Origin of the sequence: Bacillus mobilis, assembly GCF_001884045.1 — a bacterium.
In the GTDB taxonomy this organism is placed as follows: Bacteria; Bacillota; Bacilli; order Bacillales; family Bacillaceae_G; genus Bacillus_A; species Bacillus_A mobilis.
In genome coordinates, this window is record NZ_MACF01000146.1 from 1 (window position 1) to 14912 (window position 14912).

Genomic DNA, 14912 nt, shown 5'->3' on the forward strand with positions numbered 1-14912 from the left:
TAGTTATAAGCAAATCTTGCAGCTCCAGCATGGTTTCTAAGCACTTGTTCTTGTTCAGGCGTTGGAATTAGTCTGACTTTCTTCGCCAATATCATCAGAATGTAACTCCTTTAATGAAAGATTTGTTCTTCTGAATCGTAGCGTGTTCCACCAGCATTCTCCTGAGACTACTCGGATGCAAACCTGTTAATTCTGATACCTGACTAACTCGTAAAAATTTCATTATTATTCTTACCTCATCAAACTCACGATAGCACATACGTTCGATAAATTCAATAAGGTTGGATAGATTTAATTAAATGTATCTCGTTCAACTAAGGGCGCAATTCCTTAGCCAGTTCTCTTATGAACTTCTCATGTTTTCACATGAGCGCAGACTATATGTTTATCTCTTTAGAGATAGAGGATTTTTCCACCACCATAGGCTTGTGATGTACTCTCGTCAGTTATACGAGATAGTCGTTGAACGTTCATCTTATCCATTTTGACTTAGATGATTCGAGGCGGAAGACCCATTGTTCTAGTGTTTAGGATTTAACCTTGCACCATCTGATTGATTTTTTCAGCTTTCGCAACATTCACGCTCGCCATTTCTAGCCACGTTGTAGTTCAATCAGCTTTAGGGATTGCCCGCAGTTAACCCTCACTACTAGACAATCACTTGACTAGCAGGGCTTACTGATATATTTAATTAACTTTCATTATAATTGGTTAAATAAATCGTAACAGTTAGTTACCCTCTTTTCTCTCATTTACACTACATAAACAGTGTACCAAAATATGAAAAACACAAAAAGTATATTGTATTATTATAAAAGCAATATATTTTCAGATAACCGACATAATTCTTTCAAAATATACACACAGCTTTGTAACAAGTCTCACATACTATACTCCTATTTTCACTATAAACTAATTGTAGATAATGTAAAAAAGGAGTGAATATTTATTATGTCCGACGTTCTGTTACTGAGTCGTTTTCAATTTGCAATTACTATTTTTTATCACTTTTTATTTGTACCTTTGACAATCGGACTTGTTATTTTAGTGGCATGTATGGAAACGCAATACGCCCGCACATTGAATCCAACATACCGCAAAATGGCAAATTTCTGGGGTAAATTATTTACAATTAACTTCGTCATGGGGATTATAACCGGGATTACGATGGAGTTCCAATTTGGAACAAACTGGTCTGAGTACTCCAAATATATGGGAGATATTTTCGGATCCCCTCTCGCAATCGAAGCACTCGTTGCCTTCTTCTTAGAATCTACTTTCATGGGAATATGGTTATTCGGTAAAGACAAAATCTCACCAAAGTTCCGTGCCTTCTGTATGTGGATGGTTGCACTTGGAACAAATATTTCCGCCCTTTGGATTATTACCGCAAACGGCTTTATGCAAAATCCAGTTGGCTACGTCGTACGTAACGGCCGCGCTGAATTAAATGATTTCTGGGCACTTGTTACAAATCCATATGCTTGGAATATGTTCTTCCATACTGTAATTGGTTGTTATATCGTTGGCGCTTTCTTCGTTATGGCAATTAGTTCCTATCATTTATTACGTAAAAATGAAGTGGAATTCTTCAAAAAATCATTTAAATTTGGTTTACTGTTAGGCATATTCGCCGCAACTGTTACGCCGTTTATGGGACATCAGTCTGGTGTATCCGCAGCTAAATATCAACCAGCAAAAGGAGCTGCGATGGAAGCAGTTTGGGAAACGGGAAAAGGACAAGGCTTCTCAATTGTTCAAATTCCTGATGTAAAAAACGAAAAGAACTTTGAATTCCTTACAATTCCAAAGCTAGGAAGTTTCTTCTACACAAACTCATTTGATGGAGAGATTGTTGGTTTAAAAGATATTCCGAAAGAAGATCGTCCAAACGTTAACCTCGTGTACTATAGCTTCCGCTTAATGGTTGCACTTGGTATGTTCTTTATGGCATTAACTTGGTATGGCTTCTATTTAAACCGAAAAGGAAAACTAGAAAACTCAAAACGTTATTTAAAAATTACAATGTGGTCTGTTTTACTACCATATATCGCAATTAACGCTGGTTGGATTGTTGCAGAAGTAGGTCGTCAACCATGGACAGTTTATAAACTAATGCGTACAGCAGAATCCGTATCACCTATATCTGTTCCGCAAATTTGGTTCTCATTAATTAGTTTAATATTATTCTATACTCTACTCTTAATTGCAGACGTATACTTAATGCTAAAGTTCGCGAAAAAAGGACCTGCTGCATTAGAAGAGCCTGCTACTGAAGGAGGTACAGCTCATGTCTCATGATATGCTTGCGATCATCTGGTTTGGTTTATGGGGCGTAATTTGGACAGTCTACTTCATTCTTGATGGGTACGCACTTGGTAACGGAATGATTTTTCCTTTCGTTGCGAAAGACCGACAAGAACGAAATCAATTACAAGAAGCAATCGGCCCGTTCTGGGGGGGTAATGAAGTATGGTTAATTACAGCTGGTGGTGCAACATTTGCTGCCTTCCCGATCACGTATGCAAATATGTTTAGTTACCTATATACACCACTATTTTTAGTATTACTCGCACTGTTTGCTCGTGCTGCCGGACTTGAATTTATGCATAAAGACGATTCACCAATTTGGCAAAAAACTTGCAAATGGGCGTTTACAATCGGGAGTTTCCTAATTGCCTTCTTATTTGGCGTTACGTTCGCTAACCTTTATTACGGACTACAAATCGGAAAAAATGGTTATGAAGGAAATTTACTTAGCTTACTAAATCATTACGGTATTTTAGGTGGCCTGTTCTTCACTGCTATATTCGTCGTATCTGGTGCCCTTTGGGTTATGATCAAAACGACTGGTGAAGTATCTGATCGTGCTTATAAAATTGCAAGACCATTCTCAATGGCAGCTGCTATCATTTTAGCTATCTTCTATGTAGCAACTGCAAATCGTACAAACTTATTCCAAAACTTCACAGAGTATCCGGTACTATTCATTCTTCCAGTACTTGCTATGTTAATGAGTGTACTCGCACTTATTATGGTGTACAAACATAAAATTGGTCTTGCCTTCACATTCGTTTGCTTAACAATCGCGATGTTTATGACAACTGGCTTTGCAGGCATGTTCCCAAGAATGTTACCGTCACGTATTAACGACGCATACAGCACAACGCTATACAACGCAGCAGGTAGTCAATTAAACTTAAAAATTATGTTCTTCGTTGCAATGGTTATGGTACCAATTGTTATTGGATATCAACTTTGGAGCTACAGTATCTTTAAAAATAAAATTCATAAAGACTCTGCTAAAGGGTATCACTAAAATGAAAAAAGACACTTCGTTTGAAGTGTCTTTTTTACGTATGATTTTCGATAAGATGTTATATTTCTAATCTAACAACTATAATACAGAAGAATCATTAACAGCTCACAGCTAGATTGTAGCACAGGGCAAGTTCATCATTTTATGCAATTTTGCATATCTCTCTATAAAGTAAACTGTATTCCCTGATCGTTCACATCGCTATCCCTTACATCTGCTGTACTAATACCACTAAATGTTTGTACTTTTTTTCCTGTATTCGATGATCCCGATCCATTATAAGCTTTCGTTTTTTCAATTGGCTGCACGTTATATTTATCACCTAAGTTAATTGTTCCGTTACAATTTTCAATAATAACACCTTCCACAATTGACGGCATTTTGTCACCTACTTTCATTTCGTTACTTTTATTTTATGAGAATCGCCTAAAAAAATAGCATGTTTCCATAAGAAAAAGCACTCAGCCTGAGTGCTTTTTCTTATTTACCTTTTTTCTTTTTTTCACAAGCAATTCCATCGCCATCACGATCTAAATGCTTACCATAATATGGGCTGTCTCTTGTAATATCATAATATCCAGCATCGTTTGCTTCTTTACAGTTAGCAAAACGTTTTGGATCAGGTTTCACTTCTGGTTTTACTTCTGGCTTCACTTCTGGTTGTGGTTGTTTTGCTCCTGGTCTTTGTTCAAGTGGTAATGTTGCATTATATAAGAATTGAACGTATTGCTCACGACTTACACGCATTTTAGGTGCGAATGTACCATCACCAGTTCCAGCCGTAATATAATTTGATTTAATTGCAGTAATCGCAGGATTCGCCCATCCATTTCTATCTACATCCGGGAAATTATGATTGCCTCTTATTTGTAATTGGAATCCCCTTGTCAAAATTTGTGCCATTTCTTCACGAGTTAATGCATCTTTCGGTCTAAATTTTCCTGTGTTATCTCCAACGAATACACCCATCTCTGTTAAAGCAAGAATCTCTTTTTTAAACATAGTTGAACGATCCGTAACATCTTTATACGGATTGTTATACTGTTCTTTTACTGTCGGTTTTAAATGACGGAACATAAGAGCTGCAACTTGCTCACGTGTTACATCATCACCAAATCCAAAAAGCCCATTTCCGTATCCAGCAACAACGTTTTTATTTGCTAAATCCATAATCGCTTTATAAGACCAATGATTGTTTGGAACATCTTTAAAATTTGAACTTGCCTGCGCTGTTCCAATTGAAGTAAATGCTGTAGTTGCAACAAGTGCACCTGTTAAAATTAATTTTTTAAATCCCATATTTGAGTCTCCTTCTATTTCCGATAATAACCATTTAACAATATAACAAATTATTCAAATATATTTTGTCATATTCTGTCGAAAACAAAAAAGAATCCAGCAGGATTCTTTTTTGCTAAGCATGAATGGCAAAATTGGAGACAGTTGACTTCTTCAAAAATTTATTAGGGGTAATATTTTGAAAAAGAAAGCCTTTCATATGTAGGTTAACACCACTGGAATATATAGTAAATTGATAATGTTTATACGGAAGATTGCTAATGTTTAGTATAGATACTTTCCACTATATCAACAGTGAAAAGTATCTACGTTAAACAACATAAAGGTGCCTTCAAAGAAGACACCTTTCATAAACAAACACTATAAAACAGAATTTTTTATTATTATACGATTGTTAGATACAAAAAGTAGAGGGAAATGTTTGTACGAAATTCTGCTTTATAAAGCCTGTCTTCCACTTATATTTTAATCCTCTTCCTCTGAAAATAAATACAATATGCACAATTACATACAAAAAAGAAAAGACACTCCATCGAGTGCCTCTTCAACCATTTTACTTTTAATATATCACCTTACATACATTTTAACATACGTATCTTTATATGTTATTGAGAAAATTCAAAATCATCTTTCCTTTCATTTTCAATTATAAAATCATGTAATATAAAAGGTATGTCAAATTCTTATACAAATTGAGGTGTACTATATTTATGTATTTCGGAATTATTCCCCTTATATTGTTTATTATTTTCCTTATCTCTTACTTAAAGGATCCACGAAAAATAATAAACGGTTTTTTATTTAATGCCTTTTTCTGTTTTTTCCTGCTTTTTTGTATTATTGCAGCCTATGACTCGGGTAATAATACCCTACACGCAATTATACTTCTCCCTATTTTAGCACTTATCGTTATGATTCCTTTCGGTGTTGTCGCTTTAATGTTTGGGCTATTTCTGAATGCTAGAATTTTAATGAAACGAGAAGGCAGACGTTTCACTAACTGTTTAACACTCATTGCTGCTTTAGGGATTTTATTCTTTATGTTATTCCCTATTATAAATCCAGCAAGCTTATTTTCACCGCATTTCCAACCTATTTTTGCTGGTATTTCTCTTATAACCGTATATTTCTTTATACACCTATCTAACTTCTTAAGCGCTTATTTTCTATATCAATTCAACAGACCAAGGCGTAATCAAGATTTCATCATCGTTCTTGGTAGCGGCTTAATTAATGATAAAGTACCACCTTTACTTGCAAGTCGTATTCATAAAGCAATCGACTTTTACTGGAAACAAGCGGCTGTAAATACACCACCAACAATTATTTTCTCTGGTGGCCAAGGTCCAGATGAAGGCCTTCCAGAAGCAGAAGCGATGCAAAATTACGCTGTTGAAAAAGGAATTCCGCTTGAACATACAGTGCAAGAAAACCGCTCTGTAAACACATATCAAAATATGTCGTTCTCTAAAGAAATTATGGATTCTTTAAAGCCTGAAGGTAAATATAGAAGTATTTTTACAACGAATAATTTCCACCTTTTCCGCGCTGGTATATATGCAAGACTAGCAGGGCTTAATAGCCAAGGAATCGGATCAAAAACTGCATTTTATTACTGGCCTAATGCAATGATTCGTGAATATGTCGCAATTGTTGTGATGGGACGTAAACGTCATATGAAAGTTTGCGGAGCTATTTTAGGATTCTCTTTATTCCTATCCGTACTTAGTTTTATCATTTCTTAATAACCTCCCATCCTTTGAAAGGATGGGATTTCTTATACTTATTTCCATAACATTTTAATGATAATGTTCCCTGCATACATCCATTAAAGGAGAATTTTTTCAAATTAAATGTTAAAATGGAAGTTAGGTGTGAATTACGTAACAAATAAGAAACTAGTTTGAAACGAGGAAATTACATGGAGAAAATTATCAAAAACAAGCCCAATAAGCTAAAAATCGCTTCAAAAGCTTTGATGATTATTATTGGGGCATTTATCACAGCATACGGATTAGAAGCGGTATTAATTCCAAATAACGTATCAGACGGTGGTGTGACTGGTTTAAGTATCGTTAGTTCAAGATTATTTGGATTGCCATTAGGAGCTCTAATCGCAGTTATTAACATTCCTTTCGTTTGGTTAGGATATAAACAAATAGGTAAAAGCTTTGCAATTTATTCTATTATCGGGATCGCTTCATTAGCAATCGGTACCGTTGTCATGCACGGAATACCAACTATTATTGAAGGTGATACATTACTCGTTACAGTTGTTGGTGGTATTATTATCGGTTTCGGTATGGGACTAGCATTACGTAACGGTGGCGCATTAGATGGAATCGATATGCTAGCCGTATTACTTTCTCGTAAGTTACCTTTTGGAACAAGTGACCTTATTTTATTCTTAAACATGTTCGTATTTATTTTCGTATCAACAGTATTCGGTCTTCAAGGAGCTATCCTTTCGGCAATTGCTTACTTTATCGCTTCGAAAGTGATTCATATCGTTGAAGTTGGTTTAAGTGGTTCGAAAACATTTAAAATCATTACAAAAGAGCCTGAATTAATGGTAGAAACAATTCGTGATCGTTTAGGCCGAAGCGCAACGTATAACGAAGTATATGGTGGTTATTCAAGAGAGAAATTTAAAGAAATTTCTTGTGTAATTAACCGTTTAGAAGAAAGTAAAATGAAAGACTTGATTAATGAAATCGATCCAAATGCCTTTATTACAGTTTATGATGTAGCAGAAGTAAAAGGCGGTAACTTTAAGAAACGTGATATTCATTAATCATTATCAAAAAAGAGGGTGTGCCAACAATTTGGCACACCCTCTTCTTATTATTAAGTTGCGGTCGATATATTGTAATAATCGCTGATATATTTTTACTCTCCCCATCTTCCTCCTCTCTGAATCCATTCTACATATTTTTGAAAGGCAGGCACTTCATGTTGGAAGCGAAGCGGAACATATAGAAAGAGAGTGCATGTACATAATATCCATAGAATACCTACTACAAAGTGAAATTTCATCGTTGTGCTAATAAACAAACTGAGAAATAAGACGAGGAACATAATTAAACTAAACCTTTTATATAGAGTCATAATAATCTCCTCCTTATAACTTAATTGTACCAGCTACAAGGAATTATTTCCTAGAATAAAAAGACCGAAAAGCAAATTCCACTTTTCGGTCTTTATAACTACCTTCTCTTCGTAATCTTTCCTGAACCACCGACCCTCGTTTTCGGAGGAGAAGTATTCCTTGGCGGCGTTTTAATAGATGATTTCGGCTTCACATCTGATCCGCTCGAGCCACCTGGTGTTTTCGTAATTTTGCCTTTGCTTCCAGTAGAAGGCGGAGGGGTACTACTTCCTTTTTTCGTAATACTTCCTGTGTCTCCTACAGAAGATTTCGAATCTACATTATCGCCTCGCTTAATAATAGATCCTTTCCCTTCCTTCGTAATTGGAGGAGGGGTTTTCTTTTCTTCTTTCGTAGGTGGTCTTTCTGGAACAACTGGTTTATGATTTTGTCTGTCATTATATCCTCGGTAATCACCGGATGATGATTTTTTTGAACCGAATATATCGTTTAATATGCTTCCCATAATATATCCTTGCAGGAAGGATGGTTGGTAATTTTGACGGACAAATTCTTCATTGCTTACTTCAATTAATGTATCAGATGGTTTCTCTTTATCCTTTTGCAAATTATACATTTTATCAGAATAAACGAGGAACATTTGATTTTCGTCTTCTTTAGATGCTTGCTTCGGTTTCCTTTCGGCTATAAGTTCCTTCGCGACTTCAGGAACTGACCGATTGGCGGCCCTATACACGTAAGATTCTTGTTTACCTTCTTTTGCAACAGACTCAAGTGGATAACGATCTTGAATCGACTTTGTCTGCCCGCCTTGACAACCTGATAAGGCATATCCAGCAACAACAAGTAATGTAACGATAGCAAGTATAGGGATCACGAACGATTTAATCATGGTAAACAATCGGTTTGACATGATTACGCCCCCTTACGTTGCTCTTATAATTTGTACATCAGCAGGAATAATTGCTTCTCCCTCATACATCATTGTGCGACCATTTTGCCATTCAATACGCAATAATTTTCGGTTATCTGATTGGAATTCCCATACATGCTGTTCCTCTGAAGCAGAGAATGGTGTTTTCCCCATCACAACAACACGTCCGTTATATTGCTCTTCCATATGGTACTCTGTATCATCCATTTCAATTGTCGTTGGAATTTCGTCAATCGAATCTAAACGACCATCAATTGGTGTATATAATTTGTAATACGTATTTTCACGGTCTTCAATTTTTAAATAACGAATATCTTTCCCGTCTTGCAGCGTTAAAACAATTTCTTTACGAGAATGCATACTCGTTTTCCCAGTTAATTCGTACATAACTAATGAAACTTCAATCATATCGCCAGGAGCTAACGTTAACAAACTTTTCTCTGGTTTCGGCGGCTCTGGGCTCTTCATTATATTTTTAATTCGTTTAAATAAACTCATGATTTACCCCTCCTTCTCTCTTTATAAACAAGCACCTAAAATAAGTGCACCAACGATATGTAATGATCCGGCCAACATCGCATGCGCAACACTGCCTTCTTTCGTACCTTCTTCTAAATCTAAACCAGCCATTTTCTTTAACACAAATTCGATAAACATTTCTACCACTAATAAAATAACGAAAGAAACTGCTGATGCAAGTAGTGCTTGCCATAAGTCGTTTGCTTTCGTTATGGATTGAGATAAAATGTACCCTTGTGCGAATAATTTCATAACGAAACGCGTTGTTACAGCTGTGTTCCCACTCTTTATTTCTTTTAAATCATTGTATTTCGTAAAAATTGAATCAACCCACATAATTGCAAATAAAAGTACTGCACTTGCTCCAGTCCATACAAGCATGGCTAACACATTTGTCCATGTCATTGCAAAACCTCCTCTAAAAAAATAATAGAAAACCGACATGAATTCTCTTCAGACATGTCGGTTTCTTTGTCTATTCTATATTATTTCTCATACTGCTTCATAATACGAGCTAATTCATCGTCAACAGCAGAATTTTTGTTTAAGCTTGCGAATTCATCATCTAATGATTTTTCCTTCTTATACACTTCGCCGCTTGCTTCTGCTTCAGCTTCTAATTGAAGAGCTTTCTCTTCCATACGGCTTAAACCAGCTTTTGCTGAATTTGAATCAAATCCAGACATCGCCTGATTAATATTCTTTTGTGCTTTCGCTGCATTTACACGTGCTACAAGTGTTTCACGTTTATTTTTCAGCTCTGTTAATTGCTTACGCATTTCTTCTAGCTTCAGGCGAAGATTATCAGCAGCAGCTTTATTTTGCTCATAGCTTGCTTTATATTCATTCATCTTTTGCTCTGCGTTTTGTTTTTCTTCAAGAGCACGACGCGCAAGGTCAAGATTGCTTGCTTGAACAGCCATATGAGCTTGCTCTTCACGTTTTTTCACAAGTGCTTCTTGCTCTTCAAATAATATTTTGAATTTCTTCTCAAGTGCGATTTGAGCTGCTACACTTTTCTCAGCTTCTTGTACATCAGCTTGCATATCGCGTAAATATTGATCCGTCATCTTAACTGGATCTTCCGCTTTTTCAATTAATGAATACACATTCGACATAGTTAAATCTCTTAATCGCTTAAATACAGACATCCAAATTCCTCCTATGATATACCTCATATTTCAAATTCACTACTTGGAAAACTGAAAAATCTCCCTTTACAGTAAAGAATATTCATTTTTACAACCTATGTGTTTATTATAACAAAACTAAGATGTCCTTACATGTTATTTCCAAAATACAGCCAATATAATATGACATTCCATATAAAACATTGTATTCCTAATATATTCTCATTCATTCTCTTTAGAATTGACCTATTTTTATGCACTTTCACTAAATTACATTATTGTAATGTTACTGTAAGCTAACTCGATAGTTGCATTCCGATATTTCTTATACACTAATACCAGAAGCAACAAACAAGCTTCTCATCATTTCAGAACTAATACAAAAACTGTATTTACAATAAAACATATAAAAGGAGAAATCATCATGAAAAAATTAGTAGGTATCGGATTAGCAGCAGCAATTTCACTTGGAGCATTATCAGGTTGTTCTTTATTAGGAGAGAAAGCGAACGGCTTAGTATTATACGGATCAGAAGAACAAGTTCAAAAAATTACAGATCAAAATAAGAAAGAAGTAAAAGAAAAAGACTTCTATAAAATGAAAATGGCAACATTAGAGGGTAAAAAAGTACTTGTAATGGATAAGAAAACTGGTGATGAACTCGTTAAGAAAGAACTACTTAAAAAAGTCGGTAAAAATGATGATACAAAGGCAATCGATAAATTGCCAGCTGTAACAGCAGACGAAGGCGTGCTATTCGCAAAAGAGAAGGTAGAAAACGCTACGCTTGATGGAGCAAAATTAAAATATGAAGGCAACACAATTATCGGTGATGGCCGTTCTTATGCAGATATGTTTGCTATCGTTGATGATGCAACATATGTAAATGTAAAAGGCGGAGAAAAATCTGTAGGTATTTTGAAATTTGATAAAGACCCAAGCAAAGAGTTACCTGGAGAAAATGGAGTAGAAGCTTCTCAACTTGTAAAAATTAAAAAGTAAAACAAAAAAAGCTTTGCGAAATTCGCAAAGCTTTTTTCTATTTATGAGCAATTTGCTCCATATCCGGACTACAAGTTTGCGACTGACATGACTTATTTAAAGAACATGCTGCGCATTTTCCTTTTTTACTTCTCTTTACAAAATTAACTAACGTGTATGCTGCATAACCAAAAATGATAGCTCCAATTATAATATTGACCATCACCCTAATACATCTCCTTCTAGAATCCGAGTAAGGATCCAACTTGGTATATAATGAGCGTTAATATATAAGCAACAACAAGTGGATAAACGACAGAGAAAATCGTCCACTTCGCTGACCCTGTTTCACGTTTAATAACGGCTACTGTCGCTAAACACGGAACATATAATAAAACAAAGAACATAAATGCATATGCTGATAGCGCAGTATAGTGTGCTCCCATTACATTTCCTAGCACATCTTCTTTCACCGCATAAATAATTGCCATTGTAGAAACGACAACTTCTTTCGCTAAAAATCCTGTTAACAGGGATGCCCCAGCTTGCCACGTTCCAAAGCCGAGCGGTGCAAATAGTGGTGCGATAAATCCACCGATCATCGCTAAATAACTGTCTCCCATATCAACACCAAATCCTGATGGGCCTGCATAGTTTAATAACCAAATGACAACAGAGCCACCGAAGATAAATGTACCTGCTTTACGAACAAACCCTTTCCCTTTCTCCCACGTGCTTAGCCATAACGTTTTCGCTTGTGGCACGCGGTAAGGAGGTAATTCAATGACGAAAATGGACTTTTCCGCCTTTAAAATTGTAAGAGACATAATTTTTGTAACTAATAACGCAAGAACAATACCTGCAACATATAAAGAAAATACAACAGTTGCCTGACTATTAGGGAAGAACACTCCCGCAAATAATGCATATACAGGTAAACGTGCTGAACAAGACATAAACGGTGTTACAAGCACTGTAAGTAAACGTTCTTTTTCTTGTTCAATCGTTCTCGCTGCCATAATACCTGGAACATTACATCCAAAACCGATAATCATCGGAATGAATGCTTTTCCGTTTAAACCGAAGAACTCCATAATTCTATCCATAACAACTGCAATTCGCGCCATATATCCGGAGTCTTCTAATAATGAAATGAAAAAGAATAGTGCAAAGATTTGTGGAACGAATACTAATACTGCACCAACACCGGCAATAATACCTTCTGTAACGAGCGCTTGAATAAAATCAGATGCTCCAACACTTGTGAGCCCAGCCGTCACCCAATCTGTAAGCTGTCCACCAAAAAAGCCATCTAACATATCCGATAAAGGTGTACCAATCCACGTAAACGTAACCTGAAAAATAAAAAACATAACTGCTAAAAAGATTGGAAGTCCTAAAATTTTATGTGTAATTAATCTATCAATTTTTTCCGAAAAAGGAATTTTTCCTTCTTTCTCTTGCTGCATAACATTTGTTTTTAACTTTTCAATATACGCTTCACGAGTTTTGTAAATGTGCTCTTCCAACGTACAATCAAGTTTTTCTTCTAAGTGAGATCGAACGGCTACAAGTTCCTTATAAATTGGTAATGCTTTCATTTCTTTTTCTACTACTTCGTTATTGCTTAAAAATTGAAGGGCTAACCATCTTGGATGCTTATAATTCGCTGTCTCTAAAAGAGTTATTACCTCTCCAATTCCTTCGTCCATTTGTACACCATATGAAATAATGAATGGCTTTTTCTCGTTTTTGTCATTTTCTTTAAGAGTAGCAAGTAGTTCTTCACAGCCTTTTCCGCTTCTTGCAACGACAGGAACGACTGTTACACCTAATCGTTCTGATAATCGTTTTACATCAATGACAATGCCTCGTTGCTTTGCCACATCGACCATATTTAACCCAATTGAAACTGGCTTTCCAAATTCAAGTAATTGCAACGTTAAATGCATATTTCTCTCGAATTGCGACGAATCTACTATATTCAGCATATGATGAAATTCGTCTGTTAGTAGAAAATTCGTAACGACACCTTCATCACGCGAAACTGGATTTAAATCATAAACACCTGGTAAATCAATTAATGTCCCTTGCTTATCTTTTAATTTACCAACCTTCTTTTCTACTGTTACACCGCTCCAGTTCCCTACATACTCATAAGAACCAGTAAGTGCATTAAATAATGATGTCTTCCCTGTATTTGGATTCCCTAGCAAAGCTACCTTATTCACGCTAATTCCACCTTTATCATTTTCGCGTCACAATGACGAATACTAATTAACTGTCCACGACACTCCAATGTACAAGGACCTTTGAACATCGCTTTTTGCTTCATGCGAAGTTCGCTTCCTTCAGAAAGACCGAAAGCAGCCAATCTTCTCTTTAGTAAATGATCTAAAGACTGAACACTTTTTACTAGCACTTTCTCACCAATTTTAATATCTACTAAGCTCATAACCTTCCCCCTCAGAAGAGAATGATAATTATTTTCAGAAAAATTATAGCACAATCTATTTCTCTTGTACTATACCCTTTTGCTTCATATTTATTAACATTTCGCTACAATTCTATTTCAATTATTGTCATACTGTATTCGTTTGCCATTCTCATCCATTTCGCTTACAATAAACAATAGCAAATAAAGAATCTCGTTATCACTGGGGGAGCCATGCCGCTGAGAGGGAACACTTCGTTCCGACCCTTCGAACCTGTTAGTTAATGCTAACGCAGGGATTGTGCAAACGTCCGAAATACACATACCTCTTTTTTATTTACGTATTTCGTATCCTCCTATGATACCTATTCTTTTTTGTACAACTTGGATTTAGGGGGAGACAACATGCGTAACACCAATTTACAAGCGATGATCGAATCTGCTATTCTTGCAGCCTTCGCCTTGGTCATCGACATTTTACCAATATCAATCAAACTTCCAACAGGCGGTTCCATTTCATTTGCTATGATTCCTATTTTTATTATCGCATACCGCTGGGGCTTCAAAATGGCTTTCTTAGGAGGCTTAATTTGGGGATTATTACAAATTGTCGTAGGCGATGCCATTATCGTCACACCAATTCAAGTACTAATTGAATACTTCGTTGCTTTCGCATTCATTGGATTTGCTGGTTTATTCTATCGTCCAATTCAAAAAGCACTTTTAACATCCAACGAAAATAGCTTAGAGCAATCCAGTTTAGGTAGCCGTAAAGACAAACCTTCACAAAAACAAAACGAAGGAAAGAAAGTTATTGGTTACATTATTCTTGCTACATTTGTTGGTAGCTTTGCTCGCTATTTCTGTCACTTTATCGCCGGTATTATTTTCTGGGGACAATATGCACCGAAAGGTCAATCAGCTGTGCTATATTCATTAATCGTAAACGGTAGTGTAATGATTGGTTCCTATATTCTATGTACCGTTTTACTTATCTTTTTATTTCTCACTTCACCACGTTTATTCAAAAGCATCAATGCTTATCAACTGAATTCGAAGAAAAAGAGCGCTTCATGAGCGCTCTTTTTTTCATATCGTAATATTAATTAAAAATACAATAAATGCACAAAAGAAAATAAATACCATTATACTTAGCCAATTGCTATGCACGGTTCATCGACTCCTT

The 14912-nt window shown here is 35.8% G+C and carries 17 protein-coding genes and 1 riboswitch; of the genes, 6 read left to right on the forward strand and 11 right to left on the reverse strand.

Annotated features, from left to right (window positions below):
• On the reverse strand, positions 1-95 hold a 95-nt coding region (locus BAQ44_RS28315; RefSeq protein WP_148662579.1), incomplete at its 3' end, for a helix-turn-helix domain-containing protein.
• Positions 96-951: 856 nt separating this feature from the next.
• Between BAQ44_RS28315 and cydA the strand changes: the two genes are divergently transcribed.
• Together cydA and cydB are read left to right on the forward strand one after the other, a co-directional pair.
• Positions 952-2301, forward strand: coding sequence for a cytochrome ubiquinol oxidase subunit I (gene cydA, locus BAQ44_RS28320; protein ID WP_071725028.1), 1350 nt, complete (start codon positions 952-954; stop codon positions 2299-2301).
• Positions 2291-3319: a cytochrome d ubiquinol oxidase subunit II gene (gene cydB / locus BAQ44_RS28325; protein ID WP_061677536.1), complete on the forward strand. Its 1029-nt coding sequence runs from the start codon at positions 2291-2293 to the stop codon at positions 3317-3319. The genes cydA and cydB overlap by 11 nt, the downstream gene beginning before the upstream one ends.
• Positions 3320-3483: 164 nt before the next feature.
• Here the strand turns inward: cydB and BAQ44_RS28330 are convergent, their stop codons facing one another.
• On the reverse strand, positions 3484-3717 hold the full coding sequence (locus BAQ44_RS28330; RefSeq protein ID WP_071725030.1) for a spore germination protein: 234 nt from the start codon (positions 3715-3717) through the stop codon (positions 3484-3486).
• Positions 3718-3799: 82 nt separating this feature from the next.
• Positions 3800-4618: an S-layer homology domain-containing protein gene (locus tag BAQ44_RS28335; RefSeq protein WP_071725033.1), complete on the reverse strand. Its 819-nt coding sequence runs from the start codon at positions 4616-4618 to the stop codon at positions 3800-3802.
• Between the two features lie 710 nt (positions 4619-5328).
• On the opposite strand from BAQ44_RS28335, the gene BAQ44_RS28340 reads away from it, so the two are divergent.
• Together BAQ44_RS28340 and BAQ44_RS28345 are read left to right on the forward strand one after the other, a co-directional pair.
• Positions 5329-6363, forward strand: coding sequence for a YdcF family protein (locus BAQ44_RS28340; protein WP_071725035.1), 1035 nt, complete (start codon positions 5329-5331; stop codon positions 6361-6363).
• A gap of 176 nt (positions 6364-6539) precedes the next feature.
• A complete protein-coding gene (locus BAQ44_RS28345; RefSeq protein WP_000411242.1) occupies positions 6540-7412 on the forward strand; it encodes a YitT family protein in 873 nt (290 codons plus the stop codon).
• 95 nt (positions 7413-7507) lie between these two features.
• Here the strand turns inward: BAQ44_RS28345 and BAQ44_RS28350 are convergent, their stop codons facing one another.
• From BAQ44_RS28350 to BAQ44_RS28370, 5 genes are all read right to left on the reverse strand, one after another.
• A complete protein-coding gene (locus tag BAQ44_RS28350) occupies positions 7508-7726 on the reverse strand; it encodes a hypothetical protein (protein ID WP_071725038.1) in 219 nt (72 codons plus the stop codon).
• Positions 7727-7824: 98 nt separating this feature from the next.
• Positions 7825-8640 carry a DUF4247 domain-containing protein gene (locus tag BAQ44_RS28355; protein WP_071725039.1) on the reverse strand — a complete coding sequence of 272 codons (816 nt, stop codon included), beginning with the start codon at positions 8638-8640 and terminating at the stop codon, positions 7825-7827.
• Between the two features lie 12 nt (positions 8641-8652).
• The gene (locus BAQ44_RS28360) at positions 8653-9159 is read right to left on the reverse strand and encodes a DUF4178 domain-containing protein (protein WP_000051749.1); all 507 of its coding nucleotides are present in this window, start codon (positions 9157-9159) and stop codon (positions 8653-8655) included.
• 21 nt (positions 9160-9180) lie between these two features.
• Positions 9181-9585: a DUF350 domain-containing protein gene (locus BAQ44_RS28365; protein ID WP_061677558.1), complete on the reverse strand. Its 405-nt coding sequence runs from the start codon at positions 9583-9585 to the stop codon at positions 9181-9183.
• 80 nt (positions 9586-9665) lie between these two features.
• The gene (locus BAQ44_RS28370) at positions 9666-10331 is read right to left on the reverse strand and encodes a PspA/IM30 family protein (RefSeq protein WP_000110287.1); all 666 of its coding nucleotides are present in this window, start codon (positions 10329-10331) and stop codon (positions 9666-9668) included.
• Positions 10332-10734: 403 nt separating this feature from the next.
• On the opposite strand from BAQ44_RS28370, the gene BAQ44_RS28375 reads away from it, so the two are divergent.
• A complete protein-coding gene (locus tag BAQ44_RS28375; protein ID WP_071725041.1) occupies positions 10735-11313 on the forward strand; it encodes a lipoprotein BA_5634 family protein in 579 nt (192 codons plus the stop codon).
• A 37-nt stretch (positions 11314-11350) separates the two neighbouring features.
• Here BAQ44_RS28375 and BAQ44_RS28380 read toward each other — a convergent pair whose 3' ends face one another.
• Genes BAQ44_RS28380 through BAQ44_RS28390 form a run of 3 tightly spaced genes read right to left on the reverse strand, consistent with a single transcriptional unit; the run spans position 11351 to position 13747 of the window.
• Entirely contained in the window at positions 11351-11518 is a 168-nt protein-coding gene (locus BAQ44_RS28380; RefSeq protein ID WP_000989597.1) for a FeoB-associated Cys-rich membrane protein, read from the reverse strand.
• 16 nt (positions 11519-11534) lie between these two features.
• The gene (gene feoB / locus BAQ44_RS28385; protein WP_071725044.1) at positions 11535-13523 is read right to left on the reverse strand and encodes a ferrous iron transport protein B; all 1989 of its coding nucleotides are present in this window, start codon (positions 13521-13523) and stop codon (positions 11535-11537) included.
• Positions 13520-13747: a FeoA family protein gene (locus BAQ44_RS28390; protein WP_000060518.1), complete on the reverse strand. Its 228-nt coding sequence runs from the start codon at positions 13745-13747 to the stop codon at positions 13520-13522. The genes feoB and BAQ44_RS28390 overlap by 4 nt, the downstream gene beginning before the upstream one ends.
• A gap of 194 nt (positions 13748-13941) precedes the next feature.
• A riboswitch (TPP riboswitch) is annotated at positions 13942-14043 on the forward strand.
• Positions 14044-14131: 88 nt separating this feature from the next.
• Here BAQ44_RS28390 and thiT point away from each other — a divergent pair.
• Positions 14132-14803 carry an energy-coupled thiamine transporter ThiT gene (thiT, locus tag BAQ44_RS28395; RefSeq protein WP_071725046.1) on the forward strand — a complete coding sequence of 224 codons (672 nt, stop codon included), beginning with the start codon at positions 14132-14134 and terminating at the stop codon, positions 14801-14803.
• Positions 14804-14912: the final 109 nt, after the last annotated feature.